General features: G+C 57.1%; 15 protein-coding genes and 1 tRNA gene. 14 read left to right on the top strand and 2 right to left on the bottom strand.

Translation table 11 applies throughout. From position 1 onward, the window contains the following. Positions 1–6 precede the first annotated feature (6 nt). The gene (cphA, locus tag AC2FHX_RS08485) at positions 7–2,802 is read left to right on the top strand and encodes a cyanophycin synthetase (protein WP_496701185.1); all 2,796 of its coding nucleotides are present in this window, start codon (positions 7–9) and stop codon (positions 2,800–2,802) included. Positions 2,803–2,816: 14 nt separating this feature from the next. Continuing rightward, positions 2,817–4,553 carry a Mur ligase family protein gene (locus tag AC2FHX_RS08480; RefSeq protein WP_496701183.1) on the top strand — a complete coding sequence of 579 codons (1,737 nt, stop codon included), beginning with the start codon at positions 2,817–2,819 and terminating at the stop codon, positions 4,551–4,553. 302 nt (positions 4,554–4,855) lie between these two features. Here the strand turns inward: AC2FHX_RS08480 and AC2FHX_RS08475 are convergent, their stop codons facing one another. Together AC2FHX_RS08475 and AC2FHX_RS08470 are read right to left on the bottom strand one after the other, a co-directional pair. Beyond that, a complete protein-coding gene (locus AC2FHX_RS08475) occupies positions 4,856–5,824 on the bottom strand; it encodes an NAD(P)-dependent oxidoreductase (RefSeq protein ID WP_496701181.1) in 969 nt (322 codons plus the stop codon). 646 nt (positions 5,825–6,470) lie between these two features. After that, positions 6,471–6,545, bottom strand: a tRNA-Thr gene (locus AC2FHX_RS08470). An 83-nt stretch (positions 6,546–6,628) separates the two neighbouring features. Here AC2FHX_RS08470 and AC2FHX_RS08465 point away from each other — a divergent pair. From AC2FHX_RS08465 to infA, 12 genes are all read left to right on the top strand, one after another. Continuing rightward, positions 6,629–6,784, top strand: a complete 156-nt coding sequence (locus AC2FHX_RS08465) for a hypothetical protein (RefSeq protein WP_496696796.1) — start codon at positions 6,629–6,631, stop codon at positions 6,782–6,784. A 6-nt stretch (positions 6,785–6,790) separates the two neighbouring features. Next, on the top strand, positions 6,791–8,059 hold the full coding sequence (gene murA, locus AC2FHX_RS08460; RefSeq protein WP_281973612.1) for a UDP-N-acetylglucosamine 1-carboxyvinyltransferase: 1,269 nt from the start codon (positions 6,791–6,793) through the stop codon (positions 8,057–8,059). Further along, positions 8,056–8,532 carry a DUF2948 family protein gene (locus AC2FHX_RS08455; protein ID WP_281973613.1) on the top strand — a complete coding sequence of 159 codons (477 nt, stop codon included), beginning with the start codon at positions 8,056–8,058 and terminating at the stop codon, positions 8,530–8,532. Before murA ends, AC2FHX_RS08455 begins: the two co-directional genes overlap by 4 nt. Next, positions 8,522–9,043, top strand: a complete 522-nt coding sequence (locus tag AC2FHX_RS08450) for a GNAT family N-acetyltransferase (RefSeq protein WP_496701179.1) — start codon at positions 8,522–8,524, stop codon at positions 9,041–9,043. The genes AC2FHX_RS08455 and AC2FHX_RS08450 overlap by 11 nt, the downstream gene beginning before the upstream one ends. A gap of 60 nt (positions 9,044–9,103) precedes the next feature. After that, positions 9,104–10,405, top strand: coding sequence for a histidinol dehydrogenase (gene hisD, locus AC2FHX_RS08445; RefSeq protein ID WP_496701177.1), 1,302 nt, complete (start codon positions 9,104–9,106; stop codon positions 10,403–10,405). A 120-nt stretch (positions 10,406–10,525) separates the two neighbouring features. Then, positions 10,526–11,323, top strand: a complete 798-nt coding sequence (locus AC2FHX_RS08440; RefSeq protein ID WP_496692237.1) for a hypothetical protein — start codon at positions 10,526–10,528, stop codon at positions 11,321–11,323. A gap of 86 nt (positions 11,324–11,409) precedes the next feature. Continuing rightward, positions 11,410–11,889: a UPF0262 family protein gene (locus tag AC2FHX_RS08435; RefSeq protein ID WP_142639020.1), complete on the top strand. Its 480-nt coding sequence runs from the start codon at positions 11,410–11,412 to the stop codon at positions 11,887–11,889. Between the two features lie 3 nt (positions 11,890–11,892). Beyond that, entirely contained in the window at positions 11,893–12,345 is a 453-nt protein-coding gene (locus AC2FHX_RS08430) for an arsenate-mycothiol transferase ArsC (RefSeq protein ID WP_142639018.1), read from the top strand. 2 nt (positions 12,346–12,347) lie between these two features. Beyond that, a complete protein-coding gene (locus tag AC2FHX_RS08425; protein WP_496701175.1) occupies positions 12,348–12,746 on the top strand; it encodes a ketosteroid isomerase-related protein in 399 nt (132 codons plus the stop codon). Next, positions 12,739–13,338, top strand: coding sequence for a GNAT family N-acetyltransferase (locus AC2FHX_RS08420; RefSeq protein ID WP_496701173.1), 600 nt, complete (start codon positions 12,739–12,741; stop codon positions 13,336–13,338). The genes AC2FHX_RS08425 and AC2FHX_RS08420 overlap by 8 nt, the downstream gene beginning before the upstream one ends. A 367-nt stretch (positions 13,339–13,705) precedes the next feature. Next, positions 13,706–14,581 (top strand): carbon-nitrogen hydrolase family protein, encoded by an 876-nt coding sequence (locus AC2FHX_RS08415; RefSeq protein WP_281973619.1) that lies wholly within the window; start codon positions 13,706–13,708, stop codon positions 14,579–14,581. Between the two features lie 91 nt (positions 14,582–14,672). Continuing rightward, positions 14,673–14,891 (top strand): translation initiation factor IF-1, encoded by a 219-nt coding sequence (gene infA, locus AC2FHX_RS08410; RefSeq protein ID WP_005978431.1) that lies wholly within the window; start codon positions 14,673–14,675, stop codon positions 14,889–14,891. The last annotated feature ends 5 nt before the right edge of the window (positions 14,892–14,896 follow it).

The following is a 14,896-nucleotide window of genomic DNA, read 5'->3' as shown; positions in this document are numbered from 1 at the left end:
TGCCTCATGAAAATAATTTCGACCAACGTCTTTGTCGGCCCGAATGTTTGGGCAAGTTTTCCGGTTATTCGCCACGTTATCGATCTGGGTATTCTGGAAGAATGGCCTTCGGCAAGAATTGGTTCGGAATTTATCGACGCTCTGGTCGCTGCACTTCCCGGTTTAGCAGAACATGGCTGTTCCTATCGCGAACCCGGCGGGTTCATCCGCCGCCTGCGCGAAGATGAAGGCACCTGGCTGGGTCATGTGCTGGAACATTGCGCTATCGAGGTGCAGAACGTAGCTGGTACGGATGTGACTTTTGGCCGAACGCGCGGCACTGGCGAACCCGGCCAGTACAACATGGTCTATGAGTACCGCCAGCGCGATGTCGGACTGGATGCGGGCAAGCTGGCGATGCGTCTGCTAATGCATCTGTTGCCACACTCCCTCAAGGACCAGGTGGATTACGATTTTGATCCGGATTTCAACTGGGATGATGAGTTACGCAGCTTTGTGCTGCGGGCGCAGCGCAAAGAATTTGGCCCCTCGACCGGCTCGTTGGTCAAGGCGGCACAAGAGCGGGACATTCCGTGGATCAGGCTGAACTCTGGCTCGCTGGTGCAGTTCGGACACGGGAAGTATCAGAAACGCATCCAGGCTACCATCACTTCTGAGACCAAACATATCTCGGTCGAGATTTCCTGCGACAAGGAAGATACCCACAATCTGCTGAACGATCTGGGTCTGCCGGTACCACGGCAGCGCATGGTCTATTCGGCACGCGAGGCGGCAAAAGCAGCGGGACGTATCGGGTTTCCTGTTGTCGTCAAGCCGCTCGACGCCAATCATGGGCGCGGTGTTTCGATCAATCTGAATTCAGAGTCCGAGGTCGAGGCCGGTTTTGCCGAAGCCAAGGAACATTCTCGGAGCAGGGCCATTCTAGTGGAAAGCTTCATCACCGGTTTTGACCACCGAATGCTGGTTGTGAACAACAAACTGGTTGCGGTGGCCAAGCGTGTCCCCGGACATGTCGTTGGCGACGGCACACACACGATTGCCGAACTGGTTGACATCGTGAACCAGGATCCGCGCCGTGGCATCGGACACGAGAAAGTGCTGACCATGCTGGAAATCGACAATCAGGCCAAACGCCTGATGGAGAATGCGGGCGTGACCGAAGAAACGGTGCTGTCGGAAGGCGAGATCTTCTATCTCCGTTCAACGGCAAATCTGTCGACGGGGGGGACAGCGATTGATCTGACGGATGTGGTGCATCCTGACAATCGTGACATGGCCGAACGCGCCATCATGGCGGTTGGATTGGATGTGGGAGGTGTGGATTTTCTGATCGACGACATCACCAAATCCTACAAGGATATCGGCGGTGCTATCGTCGAGGTGAACGCCGCCCCGGGCTTTCGGATGCACGTGGCGCCGTCCGAAGGTCAGCCCCGCGACGTGGCGGGCAGAGTGATCGACATGTTGTTCCCCGCCAATGAGGAAACCCGCATCCCGATTGCGGCGATCACAGGAACCAACGGCAAGACGACGACCTCGCGGATGCTGGGGCATATTATGAAAACCAGCAGCAAGACCGTTGGCATGACCTCGACCGATGGCGTCTATGTGGACGGTAAACTAAGCGTTAAGGGCGATATGACGGGACCGAAATCCGCACAGATCGTCCTGCGTGATCCGGCGGTCGATTTTGCGGTGATGGAAACCGCACGCGGCGGGCTTGTGCGGTCCGGTCTGGGCTATCAGCGGTCGAACGTGGCGGCGTGTCTGAATGTCTCGGCCGATCATCTGGGTCTCGGCGGCATAAACACGGTCGAGGAGCTGGCCGTTGTCAAGCGCGTGGTGGTTGAAAGCGCTGTGGATACTGCAGTGCTGAATGCCGATGACATCAACTGTCTGAAAATGGCCGACTACGCCCAAGCGGATCAGATTTTCTATGTCACGACCAATCCAGCGCACAGTCTGGTCAAGGAACATATCAAGGCCGGCGGCAAGGCTATCGTGCTTGAAAAAGGCATGAATGGTGACATGCTGACCATCTATGACAACGGGCTTCATATCCCGGTTCTGTGGTCGCATCTGATCCCGGCGACGTTGGAAGGCAAGGCAATTTTCAACGTCCAGAATGCGATGTTCGCCGCCGCGATGGCCTATAGTTTCGGCGTGGACCTAGATAATATCCGCCATGGGCTGCGCACCTTCGACACCAGCTATTTCCAGGCACCTGGACGGATGAATGTCTATGACGAACATCCCTTCAAGGTGATCCTCGATTATGGCCATAACCCCGCCGCGCTGAAAGCGATGGCGGCGCTGGCCGATCAGTTAGAGATCAAGGGCCGCAGGCTGTGCGTTGTAGCGATGCCTGGCGACCGGCGCGACGAAGATATTGTCGATGGGGCCGCCGCCCTAGCCGGACATTTTGATCATTTCATCTGCAAGGCAGATGACCGCCGTCGCGGACGCGGGCGTGACGAGGTGCCGCAGATGATGCGTCAAGCCCTGATCGACAACGGCGTGGATGCCGCAGCCATCACGGTCATCCCCGACGAGGTCGAAGCGGTTAGTGCCGCGTTGGAACAGGCCGGACAGGGCGATCTGTTGGTGATCTTTGGTGATGACACAACGCGCTGCTGGAAACAGATCATCTATTTCAATTCTGATGGCGAAGAACCCGAGGTCGCACCTGTGGCAGCCCCCGCCGAAACCTCGTTCGAAGATATGTTCGAAGGCGACCAGAACCTGATCCGGGATGAGCGTGGCGTGCGTCTGGCCCGTGAAATCAGCGAAGACGCGGATTGAGCGGAGGCACCGGAATGGACCGGATCGAAGAGCTTGAGACCGCGCTGACAATAGAAAGCGCGACCGTTGACCATATTCATGTGGATGACGCCCGGCGTCTGACCGGGCCGGGCCTGCTATGGAACCGACCGGGCGCGGTGATGGATGTTTTCTTCACTGATATCGACGCGACGCAGATCACCGACTTGTGGGAGAAGCATGCGCGCCGGGTTCTGGACGCACTGGGCTGGCAGGGACAGGGTCTGATCCACCGTACCTTTACGGGCGGCGTCAATCTGGCGATCTCGGCACCGATGGATCAACTCTATTCCGGGATATTCGCAGCGCAAACCGCCTGGCATTTCTGTGCTGCGGAACTGCTGGCATCCGAGCCCGGAGATTTCGATGAGATGATTGCGGATGTCAAAGGCGTCATGGAAATGGAAGCCAATCCCGCACTGATCGCCTTGATCGCCGCGGCTGAGGCGCATGGCGTGGATATCCTTTGCGATGATGACGAGGTGTCGATCGGGCATGGCACAGGCAGTCAGACTTGGCCTGTTGATGGGCTGCCCACCCCGGGTGAGGTGGACTGGTCTGCGCTGCATGATATCCCGGTCGCGTTCATCACCGGAACCAACGGCAAGACCACTACGACCCGGCTGCTTGAGGCTATCGCGCGCGCCTCGGGCAAGGTCGCTGGGCTAACCTCGACCGAGTTTGTCCGCGTGGGCGATGATATTCTGGACCGTGGCGATTACTCGGGCCCCGGCGGCGGGCGGATGTTGCTGCGCGATAAAAGGCTGGAGGTTGCCTGCCTTGAAGTCGCCCGTGGGGGCATCCTGCGCCGGGGTCTGCCGACCCGCGCCGCCACGGCGGCGGCTGTCACCAATGTAGCCAACGACCATCTGGGCCAATACGGGGTCAACACGGTGCCGGAACTGGCCCAGGCCAAATTCGCCGTACATCGAACATTGGCCGAAGGGGGCGTGCTGGCCCTGAATGCCGATGACGACTTTGTCCGTGCCGAGGCGAAGAATACCTCGGCGAATATCTGGTGGTTTTCGCTGGACGCGCAGAACGACCTGATCCGCCAGGCGCGCGATTCAGACAGGTGCTGCGCCTATATACGGCAGGGAGATATCGTCTTTTTCGACGGCACAGCGGAACAGGTGGTGATCGCAGTTTCCGATGTCCCCCTTACCATGGGCGGCGCTGCGAAGTACAATATCCTGAACGCGCTAGCGGCCTTGTGCCTAGCTTTGGCGCTGGACTTGCCCGTTCAGGCGGCTCGGGATGGGTTGGCCGGGTTCAAGCCAGACGCCAAGGATAATCCAGGCCGTTGCAACGAGTTCCGATACAACGGGGCACGGGTCTTTGTGGATTTTGCACATAACCCGCATTCGATTTCCGCCGTTTGCGATGCGCTGTCGAGCTTGCCAGCAAAACGGCGTTTCATCATGCTCAGCCATGCGGGGGACAGATCGGATCAGGATATCCGGGACGTAACCGCGACAGCGCTGAATTTCCAACCCGACGTGGTCGTCGCAACCGAGTTGGAAGGGTATCTAAGAGGCCGCGAGTCGGGGGAAGTTTCTGATCTGATCGAAAGGACAGCGTTGGAACATGGGTATGGTGCAGAACAAATACTCAGAGCCGCTTCGCCCACACAAGCCGTATCAATGATACTTGAAAAGCTACAACCGGATGATATCGCTTTGCTGCTGGTTCTGTCCGATCGTGACGCTGTTCTCGCTATGCTCGACGGGTAAGAACAGAGGCGCGTGTCGGGATCACAGAGAGGGCGTGTTAGGAAATGAGTTTTTGGGCGGTCGGCAGTCCACATCCGACGCCCTCACCCAGTGTCAATACGGCCCTGTCGGACCTTCGTCCTTATCGTATATCCGCCTCATCCTCGGATTTTTTGTTTTGCGCATTGCATCATACTGTCCCGCAATTCGAGGCCGAGTAAGCTGGTGCGACGCCGTTCAAAGGGCATTGAGCCTCTGAGCATTGGCCGTCGGGGCAGGTATGATGCCTGCCCTCAACTTGCTCGTGGCTGCCGAAACGGGCTCTAGCTGCCGGCAGAGACGCGCGACGAACCCTGCGGGATCACCTCGTATCCAGGCTCTTCTGGTTCGTCATCCGCCATTTCCGCAGGGAAGCCGGGGGCAAGGATGGAAAGACCGGTGGCGTCCTCTAACCGGCGGATAATGTTGGGCGATAGCTCGCGATCGCCATAGCGTGCAATGCCGTCGTCAAAAATCTGGCAAATCAAGGGTGAGACTTCCAGCGGCACATTGTTTCGTTCGGCAATACTTTGGAACAGGCCCACATCTTTTTTCACCAGATCCATGGTGAATGAGATATCGCGCGAACCGTTCAGGATTACCTGGCTTTCGGTAACATGGGAAAAGCTGTTACCGGACGAAATTTTGATCGCCTCGTAGGCTGTGTTCAGGTCCATACCTGCAGCCTTCGCCGTCACCAACGCTTCGGCATTGGCGACCAGATGGACGGTGGCCAGATAATTGGTAAGTACCTTGAGCATCGAGGCGCTGCCAAGCTCACCGGTATGCAGGATACGCCGTCCCATTGTCTTCAGCAACGGCAGAACTCGCTCGAACGTTGAGCGGTCACAGCCCGCAAAGATCGAGATATTACCAGTGTCGGCGCGGTGGCAACCGCCAGATACCGGGCAATCGACTGCGGCACCACCGGCGGCGATGACGATACCGCCAAGGCGTTCGGCTTCGGCTTGGTCAGTGGTAGACATCTCCAGCCAGATCTTGCCTTCTTTCACCTCTGGCAGCATCTCCTGCATGACAGCGTCCGATGCGGCAGGCGAGGGTAGGCAGGTGATGACGACATCGCAATCACGCATCAATGCTGCGGCATTTTCTGCCAACTTGGCACCCTTGGCCGCCGCCGCTTCCATCAGGTCGCGGTTTAGATCAAGAACCGTCAGGTCGATTCCGTTCCGCAACAGGCTGCCTGAAAGCTTTCCGCCGACATTACCAAGTCCAATGAACCCTACTTTCATCTTCTATTCCTTCCGAGTGTACGAAAAATCCAAACAAACAGATCCGCTAGGTGAGCGGTCGATAAGCGATTCCCGAGAACAAGGTGCCACCGACCCCTTTGTCTGATGAACGACGTTGGAACCTGCAATAACGCCAGGACCGGCCGCGTTTGCCACGAAGTCGAAGCCAAGCGCCGGATTGGCCACGAATGCGGCAATTCTGACTTTCGTCGATGAGACGTCTGGTTTGATCAAGTCCAGATTCCCTGTTCGGATTTGAGACAATTCAAAAACTTGTATCGCGACCTGAGCCGCAAGTGAAAATGATAAAACAGGCTATCTACCACAAAAATTATTTGTCTCTAGATTAGATCAAACCCAATACCCATGGTTGGTTACGCAGCTTCGAGGCAGCGGCCCGACATTTGAACGTTTCGCATATCGATGTCGACCTGTTCAAAGCTTGGCTGCGTGGACAGTTTGCCCCGGATTAGGGATATGCGAGAGATGGTCAGGACAAAACTTGCGGCAGCCTAGCTGTACATGGTCGGCTACGTAGGTCAGCTTCGGCGGAGCCAGTGCGATATTGTCGAAACAAGGCATATCTCAACGTCATTTGCCCACCCGTTTCGGAGCTTCAAAGAAAACCAGAGGTGCAAAGATGAGATGGTGCTGCTGGAGAGAATTGAACTCTCGACCTCTCCCTTACCAAGGGAGTGCTCTACCTCTGAGCTACAGCAGCGCTGTGGGCGGGTGATTAGACTCAAACGAAACGCGGCGCAAGGGTGTCTGGACGGTTTTTTTCGCCTCCTGTAGAGAAAGGTTATGGCAGATAAAAATACACCTAAAAAACACGGCAGATCCGGCGATGTGCGCGAAGAGCGGCTGAAAGCAGCGCTCAAGGCGAATATGGCGCGGCGTAAGGCGCAGGCTAAGGCGCGGGCAACCCAGAACGGCAAAGCCGACAAAGACGAGGGATAAGAGCAGATGGATTCGATTCTGGTGACAGGCAACGGGCCGCTTAAAGGTCAGATACCGATTGCAGGGGCAAAAAACGCGTGTCTGACGCTGATGCCGGCGACCTTGCTCAGCGAAGAACCGCTGACGCTGACCAATGCGCCTCGGCTGAGCGACATAAAGACGATGACGGCTTTGCTGCAGTCCTTGGGGGCCGAGGTATCGTCATTGCAGGATGGTCAGGTGATCGCAATGTCCAGCCACGACCTGACCAGTCAGACGGCGGACTATGACATCGTGCGAAAGATGCGCGCGTCAAACCTTGTGCTCGGTCCTTTGCTGGCGCGGTTCGGGCAGGCGGTCGTCTCGCTGCCCGGAGGCTGTGCAATCGGCGCGCGTCCGATGGATCTGCACGTCGAAGGGCTCGAGGCGCTGGGCGCAGAGATTGAGCTTAAGGACGGGTATCTGCATGCCAAAGCTGTGGGCGGGTTGAAAGGTGCCGTGCATGAGATGCGATTTGCATCCGTGGGCGCGACCGAGAACATTGTCATGGCGGCCACGCTGGCCAAAGGCACAACGGTTCTGAAGAACGCGGCGCGCGAACCTGAAATCGTCGATTTGGTTGAGTGTCTGCGGAAGATGGGTGCCCAGATTTCTGGTGAAGGCACGCCGACCATCGAAATTCAGGGCGTAGACCGGTTACATGGTGCCACCCATCAGGTTGTGACTGACCGGATCGAGCTGGGCACCTATATGCTGGCGCCGGCGATCTGTGGTGGAGAAGTCGAACTGTTGGGCGGGCGGATGTCTCTGGTGGAATCATTTGCCGGGAAACTGGATGCGGCGGGCGTGAATGTCTCGGAAACAGCAAACGGTCTTTTGGTCGCCCGCAAGAACGGGCGCGTCAAAGCCGTGGATGTCGTGACCGAGCCGTTCCCGGGTTTTCCGACCGACCTGCAGGCCCAGATGATGGCGCTGATGTGCACGGCCGAAGGTACCTCGGTGCTCGAAGAACGCATTTTCGAGAACCGTTTCATGCACGCCCCCGAATTGGTGCGGATGGGCGCGAATATCGAAGTGCACGGTGGCACGGCAACCGTGACTGGTGTCGAACGTCTGAAGGGCGCACCGGTTATGGCGACAGATCTGCGCGCTTCGGTTTCGCTGATACTGGCGGGGCTGGCTGCTGAAGGTGAAACAACTGTCAGCAGGGTCTATCATCTGGATCGTGGGTATGAGCATGTTGTGCGCAAGCTGGAAGGCGTGGGCGCCAAAATTGAACGGATCAAAGACCAATGACAGACGCAAGTTTCCACGATGGGCGTGAGGCTCCACTGAATCTGGGTGCAGAGGATGGGGATGACCTTCAGGTGATCTCGACTTTAACACAGGATGCGGTGTTCCCCGTATCCGAAATGACCTGGCATCCGTCGCAGCGCCGCTTTGGCCTGTTGCTGAACCGTTTCCGCTGGGAGGACAAGGATGCGGCCACGCGCCGGGGCCGTCCATTCGAAAGGGTGCAGTCTGTGCTGGTGTTCGCTTCCGTTCTAACCGTGGCCAGCCAGGGTATCGACCGTAGCGAGAAGGATTTGGTGATGTCCTTGCTTTCGGTCGATTTTGAACCCGGCGAAGACGGCGCGGGTCAGATTTTGCTGACATTGGCCGGAGATGGCGCGATCCGTCTATCGGTCGAGGCAATAGACGTCACGCTCAAGGATGTAACCCGCCCCTATCAGGCGCCTTCGGGGCAAGCGCCGCATCATGCAGAATAAGCGCGGTATTGCGCAGGCCTTCTCAGAACCACCCGCTGGTCTGATGTTGCGCCGCGCGACCGTGTTTGATGTCTTTGATTTAAGCCGCGTACTGATCCGTTCGATCACGCAGCTGTGCCGGGCGGATCATGGCGATGATCCGCAGGCCATCGCGGAATGGACGGCCAATAAAGACCCGGAGACCATTCGGGGTTGGATCAAGGCCGGAGCGCAGATTTGGCTGGCCGAGCGCGCAGGTCAGGTTGCGGCTGTCGGCGGATTGCGTGAGGGCGGCGAGATCACGCTGCTCTATATCGACCCGGCTCATACCGGTCTTGGGGTGGGAAGCGCGTTGTTGGCCCGGCTGGAACAGGAACTGGCCGCTGCCGGTTGCACCGAGGCACAGCTTGAGGGGACACGGACGGCCCAGGCGTTTTATATCCGGCATGGCTGGAAACCGACTGGCGGCTGCGCGGCGCGCAAAAGCATATCCTGTTTTGAGATGCGCAAATCGCTGCACCCGGTGGACTGAGGGTTGAGGACAGCCCATCCCGGCGATATGACCCGGTGAAACGCCACGGAGTGCCAGATCATGCCCGTTTTTCTAGACACCACGTCGCCCGAGTTTGACGCGGCTTTTCAGACCCTGCTGTCGGCCAAGCGCGAAGACAGCCCGGATGTGGATGCCATCGTCGCGCAGATCATTGACGATGTGCGGGTCCGTGGGGATGAGGCGGTAATCGAACTGACGGCCAAATTCGACCGGTTAGAGCTGACACCGGATACGCTGGCTTTTTCGGCAGAGGAAATCGACGCCGCCATTGCGCTGGTCTCGTACGCGGATCGTCAGGCGCTCGAACTGGCAGCCGAACGCATCCGGGCCTATCACGAGAAACAGATGCCCGCCGATCACCAATGGACGGATGAGGCCGGGGCGACCCTTGGCTGGCGCTGGTCCGCAGTGTCTGCGGCGGGGCTGTATGTGCCGGGAGGGCTGGCCTCGTATCCGTCGTCGGTTCTGATGAACGCGATCCCGGCCAATGTCGCAGGGGTCGAGCGTCTGGCCATCGCCGTGCCCACCCCAGACGGTCAGGCGAACCCTCTGGTCCTTTTGGCCGCACGCCTGTCAGGCGTGACTACGGTCTATCGCATCGGCGGGGCGCAGGCGATTGCGGCACTGGCCTATGGAACAGATACCATCGCAGCGGTGGACAAGATCACAGGCCCCGGAAACGCTTTTGTTGCTGCCGCCAAACGCCGAGTCTTTGGTAAGGTCGGTATAGACATGATTGCGGGACCGTCCGAGATTCTGGTTATTGCTGACAAAGACAACGACCCCGACTGGATTGCACTGGATCTACTCAGCCAGGCAGAACATGACGAAAGTGCTCAATCCATTCTGATCACGGATAGCGCCGATTTTGGACGGGCCGTGGCGCAAGCCGTGGAAAAACGTCTTGAAACCCTGCAACGCCGGGCCATAGCCGGGGCCAGTTGGCGCGATTTTGGTGCGGTGATCACTGTGGGCAGTCTGGATGAGGCAGCCTCTCTGTCGAACCGAATTGCCCCGGAACACCTTGAGCTATGCGTCGCAGATCCCGTCGCTCTGAGCGAAAAGACAATTCACGCAGGTGCAATCTTTCTTGGTCAGTACACGCCCGAGGCAATCGGGGATTATGTTGGTGGGCCTAATCACGTCCTACCCACCGCCCGGTCGGCGCGTTTTTCTTCCGGTCTGAGTGTGATGGATTTCCTTAAACGCACGACTCTCAGCCAGATGACACCCGAAGCCCTGCGGGCAATCGGGCCAGCGGCAGAGCAACTTGCGCAGTCGGAAAGCCTCGAGGCGCACGGGCTGTCCGTGACCGCACGGTTGAAACGATTGAACGGTTGATCACCTATGGTCAGAGGGTCACACCTGCAATTACCTCATCCGATTTTCTCCGATAGGGCTTGAAGTCAAGGGGCAAATTGCGGCGCTCTTTGTGTGCGACCGGATCTAAAGGAGGTTGATTTGGAACGTGTGGCGACCCTCTGGATCGGTAAGCGCTTTAGCTTTTTGGAACATCTGTGCCTGAAGTCCTTCGCCGATGTCGACCAGAAGCCAATCGTCTATCACTATGGCGATCTTGAAGACATTCCGGATTATATCGAGCCGCGCGATGCCCGCGAAATTTATGATACTCCCGAGATCTACCGCGATCCGATAACTCGATCCGTGGCCGTTCATGCAGATCTTTTCCGTCTGCAGTTGATGCAAAAAACCGACTATATCTGGGCCGATGCGGATGCTTATGCGGTCCGGCCATTCGAGACAAAGAACGGGTATCTTTTTCCGAATGCGAACCTCAAGAAACAACGGATCATGAACGGTGTACTTGCGTTGCCCAGCGACAGTCCGGGGCTGCAAGCCATGTGCAAATATGCTTTTGACAGCGATCTGGTGCCGCCATGGTGGACACAAGAGCATAAGGAAACCTACAGCCAAATGTTCAACGGGTCGACCTATTGGAGCCTGCCAATTTTCAGCTTTGGTCCGCCCATGCTGTTTCACTTTCTTTATGGCACACCAGAGCATGAGATGGCTGTGCACAGGTCGGTCCTCTATCCTATCCCATTGCGATATCGCGGCCTTTGGAATGACCCCGACCTTTCCAAACTGGATTTTCTGAAGTGGGACCAACAGATGTCTGTCCATTTTTTTGGATCCTGGTTCCGAAAGATCTTTCTTGGCCGCCAAATCAACTCTGGTTCACTGGTCGATACGCTGTTGCGCAAACACGGAATAGATCCGTCCGAACACCCGCTTTGACGATTTTCGTCGGACGGCCCGTCACTGCGTTGCCCATTTATTTCCATTGGGATAAGTCTGTCCCGACCTGAACGGACCAAACGACCATGACCCGAATTTCGCACATCGAACTGGATGATAGAAACTTGCCCCCGCCGACACCCGAGATCGAGCAGGAGCGCAAAGTGGCAATCTATGATCTGCTTGAGGATAACGCTTTCGCGCTGCCCAAACGCGATGATCGTGTGGTTCCGGAAGGGCCGTATCATGTGCAACTCTCGATCCGTGACAAGCGTTTGGTCTTCGACATTGCCACCGAAGCCGAAGAAAAAGCGGCCGAGTTCCATCTGTCCCTTGGACCATTCAGGCAGGTGGTCAAGGACTACTTCCAGATCTGTGAAAGCTATTTCGACGCCGTAAAGACTTTGCCGCCCAGCCAGATCGAAACCATCGACATGGCCCGGCGCGGTATCCACAACGAAGGCAGTCGGGTGTTGCAGGAACGTCTGGAAGGCAAGGCCGAAGTTGATTCAGACACAGCCCGTCGCCTGTTTACGTTGATCTGCGTATTGCATTTCGGGGGGTGACGGGTGACGTCTCTGCCGCAGTCCATCTTGTTCTGTTGCGACCACAATTCGGTCCGATCTCCGATGGCCGAAGGCATCATGAAGAAGTTTTATGGCACCGGCACCTATGTGCAATCCGCCGGGGTGCACAACGATCTTGAGATCGATGGCTTTTGCATTTCGGTCTGTCATGAAATCGACGTCGAGCTTTCACGTCACCGGTCCCGGTCGTTTGATGAAATGCAGGAATGGGGCGACGACCTCAGCTCGTTCGATCTGATTGTAGCGCTGTCGCCGGCCAGCCAGCGCCGTGCGCTGGATTTGACGCGGGTTTTTCATCTGGATGTCGATTATTGGCCAATAATGGACCCTACCGGGCTGGGCGAAAGCCGCGAGGAAAAGTTACATCACTACCGACAGACCCGCGATCAGATCATTCAGCATCTGAAGGACCGCTGGGGTGAACCAACGGAGTGACCATGAACGAAACCGTCAAAACCTATTTCGAAGCCTTCAACGCCGGGGACGTAACCGGCATGCTGGCCTGTTTGTCCGACGACGTGGCCCATCATGTGAACGAAGGCCAGATACGAGTGGGCAAAGAGAAATTCGCAGCTTTTTGTGACCACATGAACCGCTGCTATCGCGAGAACCTCACCGATATCGTTGTGTTCGCGGCCGATGGCGGTACCCGTGCCGCCGCTGAATTCATCGTGAACGGCACCTATCTTGAGACGGATGAAGGCCTGCCCAAAGCACGCGGGCAGACCTACCGCCTACCAGCCGGGTCGTTCTTTGACCTGAAGGATGGCAAGATCACGCGGGTCACCACCTTTTACAACCTGGCCGACTGGACCAAGCAGGTCTCGAATGGCTGAGGTCACAGGCGTTCGCGCCTTGACCGGGGCGGCGCTTGAGGCGGCTCTGGATGACGTCGCTCGCTTGCGGATCGAGGTGTTTCGGGCATGGCCGTATCTTTATGACGGCGATCTGGAATACGAGCGGAAATATCTGCAATCCTACCGTGACAGCGACAGATCCATCGTTGTTGGTGCCTTTGACGGGGATCGTCTGATCGGCGCATCGACCGGCGCCCCGCTAGTCGACCATGCCGCCGATTTCGCGGCGGCCTTCGATGGCTCTGGGCTGGACTTGTCCCAGATCTTCTACTGCGCCGAATCCGTCTTGCTGCCCAACTATCGCGGGCAGGGCGTGGGGCATAGGTTCTTTGACCTGCGCGAAGCCCATGCGCGCAACTTTGGCTTCACCAAATGCGCCTTTTGCGGTGTGCAACGCACGACCGATCACCCGATGCGGCCTGATACCTACCGCCCGCTGGATGCTTTTTGGAGCGCGCGGAAGTATGAGCCGTTGCCTGGCGCTGTTGCGCAGTTTTCGTGGAGGGATATCGGCGAAGAAGGCGAGACGCTGAAGCCGTTGCAGTTTTGGATCAGGGATATCACGGCTTAGATTTTATGGCTGACGTTTGCGCCCAAGAAGGCCGTATTTTACGGCCCAAGCCCTGATTGACCGGCGTTTCCGCCTTTGCTGTCTCGGAGTTGATTTTGTTAGCGCTCCACCCGTTCGGTTGAATTCGTACACGTCGATAATCCGTTCGGCGCAACCGCAGGCTTCTCCCATGCCAACCTTTGTGTAATAGAACTTTTCGAAACTTTCCCGGTTTTGCATCGCAACTCTCCTAATCTTATTTAGCCATTTCGGGCTTGAGATGCCAACTCACAATCCCTTGCTGGGCCGGTATATGCACATATGTGCCTGTACTTTTCAGGGCGCCCTCAACTAGTGTTCGCCAAACCAGCGCAATGAAAGTTACTCCATGAAAGCTGCCACCGCCGCCTATAACCTCGACTGGCTCGAAAACTGGGCGCAGTATGAAGATAAGCTGGCCCGCTGGGTCTCGGATGCCGCAGGGCAGGGGGCAGATCTTCTCGTTTTCCCCGAGTATGGCGCGATGGAATTGTCGACTTTGGACGGGGCCGAAGTAGCGGGTGATCTGGAACGCTCGATCCGTGCTGTTTCAGATCGGATGGGGGACGTGCAGGCCCTGCATTCGCGTCTGGCTCAAGAACATGAGACCTACATCCTGGGCGCATCCGCTCCGGTGATTGACGGGTCAGGCCGTCCGGTAAACCGGGCTGTGCTCTACGCTCCGAACGGGACGTTTGACCATCAGGACAAACAGATCATGACCCGCTTTGAACGCGAAGACTGGGATATCGCGCCGGGCGGACCACTAAAATTGTTTGATACCCCACTTGGAAAAATCGGAATCCTGATCTGCTATGACAGTGAATTCCCCTTGCTGGGCAGAGCCCTAAGTGAGGCGGATATAATCCTGGTTCCCTCATGCACCGAGGCGTTGGCAGGGTACTGGCGTGTCCGCATCGGGGCTATGTCGCGTGCGCTGGAAAACCAATGTGTTACGGTCATGGCGTCTCTGGTGGGCAAAAACGAATGGTCCGATGCGGTAGATATGAATACAGGAACGGGTGGTATTTTTGGTCCACCTGACAAGGGTTTTCCCGCGACCGGAGTGTTAGCAGAGGGTGCGCTGAACCAACCTGGCTGGACCTATGCCGACGTCGACCTGACAACGATCGCCAATGTGCGCCGGGATGGCCATGTGTTGAACCGCGCCCATTGGGACGAGCAGTGCGGTCGAGTCGAAACAGTCACAATATCCTCTCTTTAGGTGAATACGCCCTTGAAATAAGCCCCAAATAGGCTCATTTAGGCGCACATCCCCGTAGATTCTGCGGGTGCAACGTAATTATGGAGACAACATGGCCAAGGAAGATACGCTCGAATTTCCCGGTGTCGTGAAGGAACTCCTGCCTAATGCGACGTTTCGGGTCGAGCTGGAAAACGGCCATGAGATCATCGCACATACGGCAGGCAAGATGCGCAAGAACCGCATCCGTGTTCTGGCTGGCGACAAAGTTCAAGTCGAGATGACCCCCTACGATCTGACCAAAGGTCGGATCAACTATCGCTTTAAGTAACGCCC

The sequence above is a fragment of the Ruegeria sp. CDSC042 genome (genome assembly GCF_059610745.1).
This window is presented reverse-complemented; position numbering and strand designations above follow the sequence as displayed.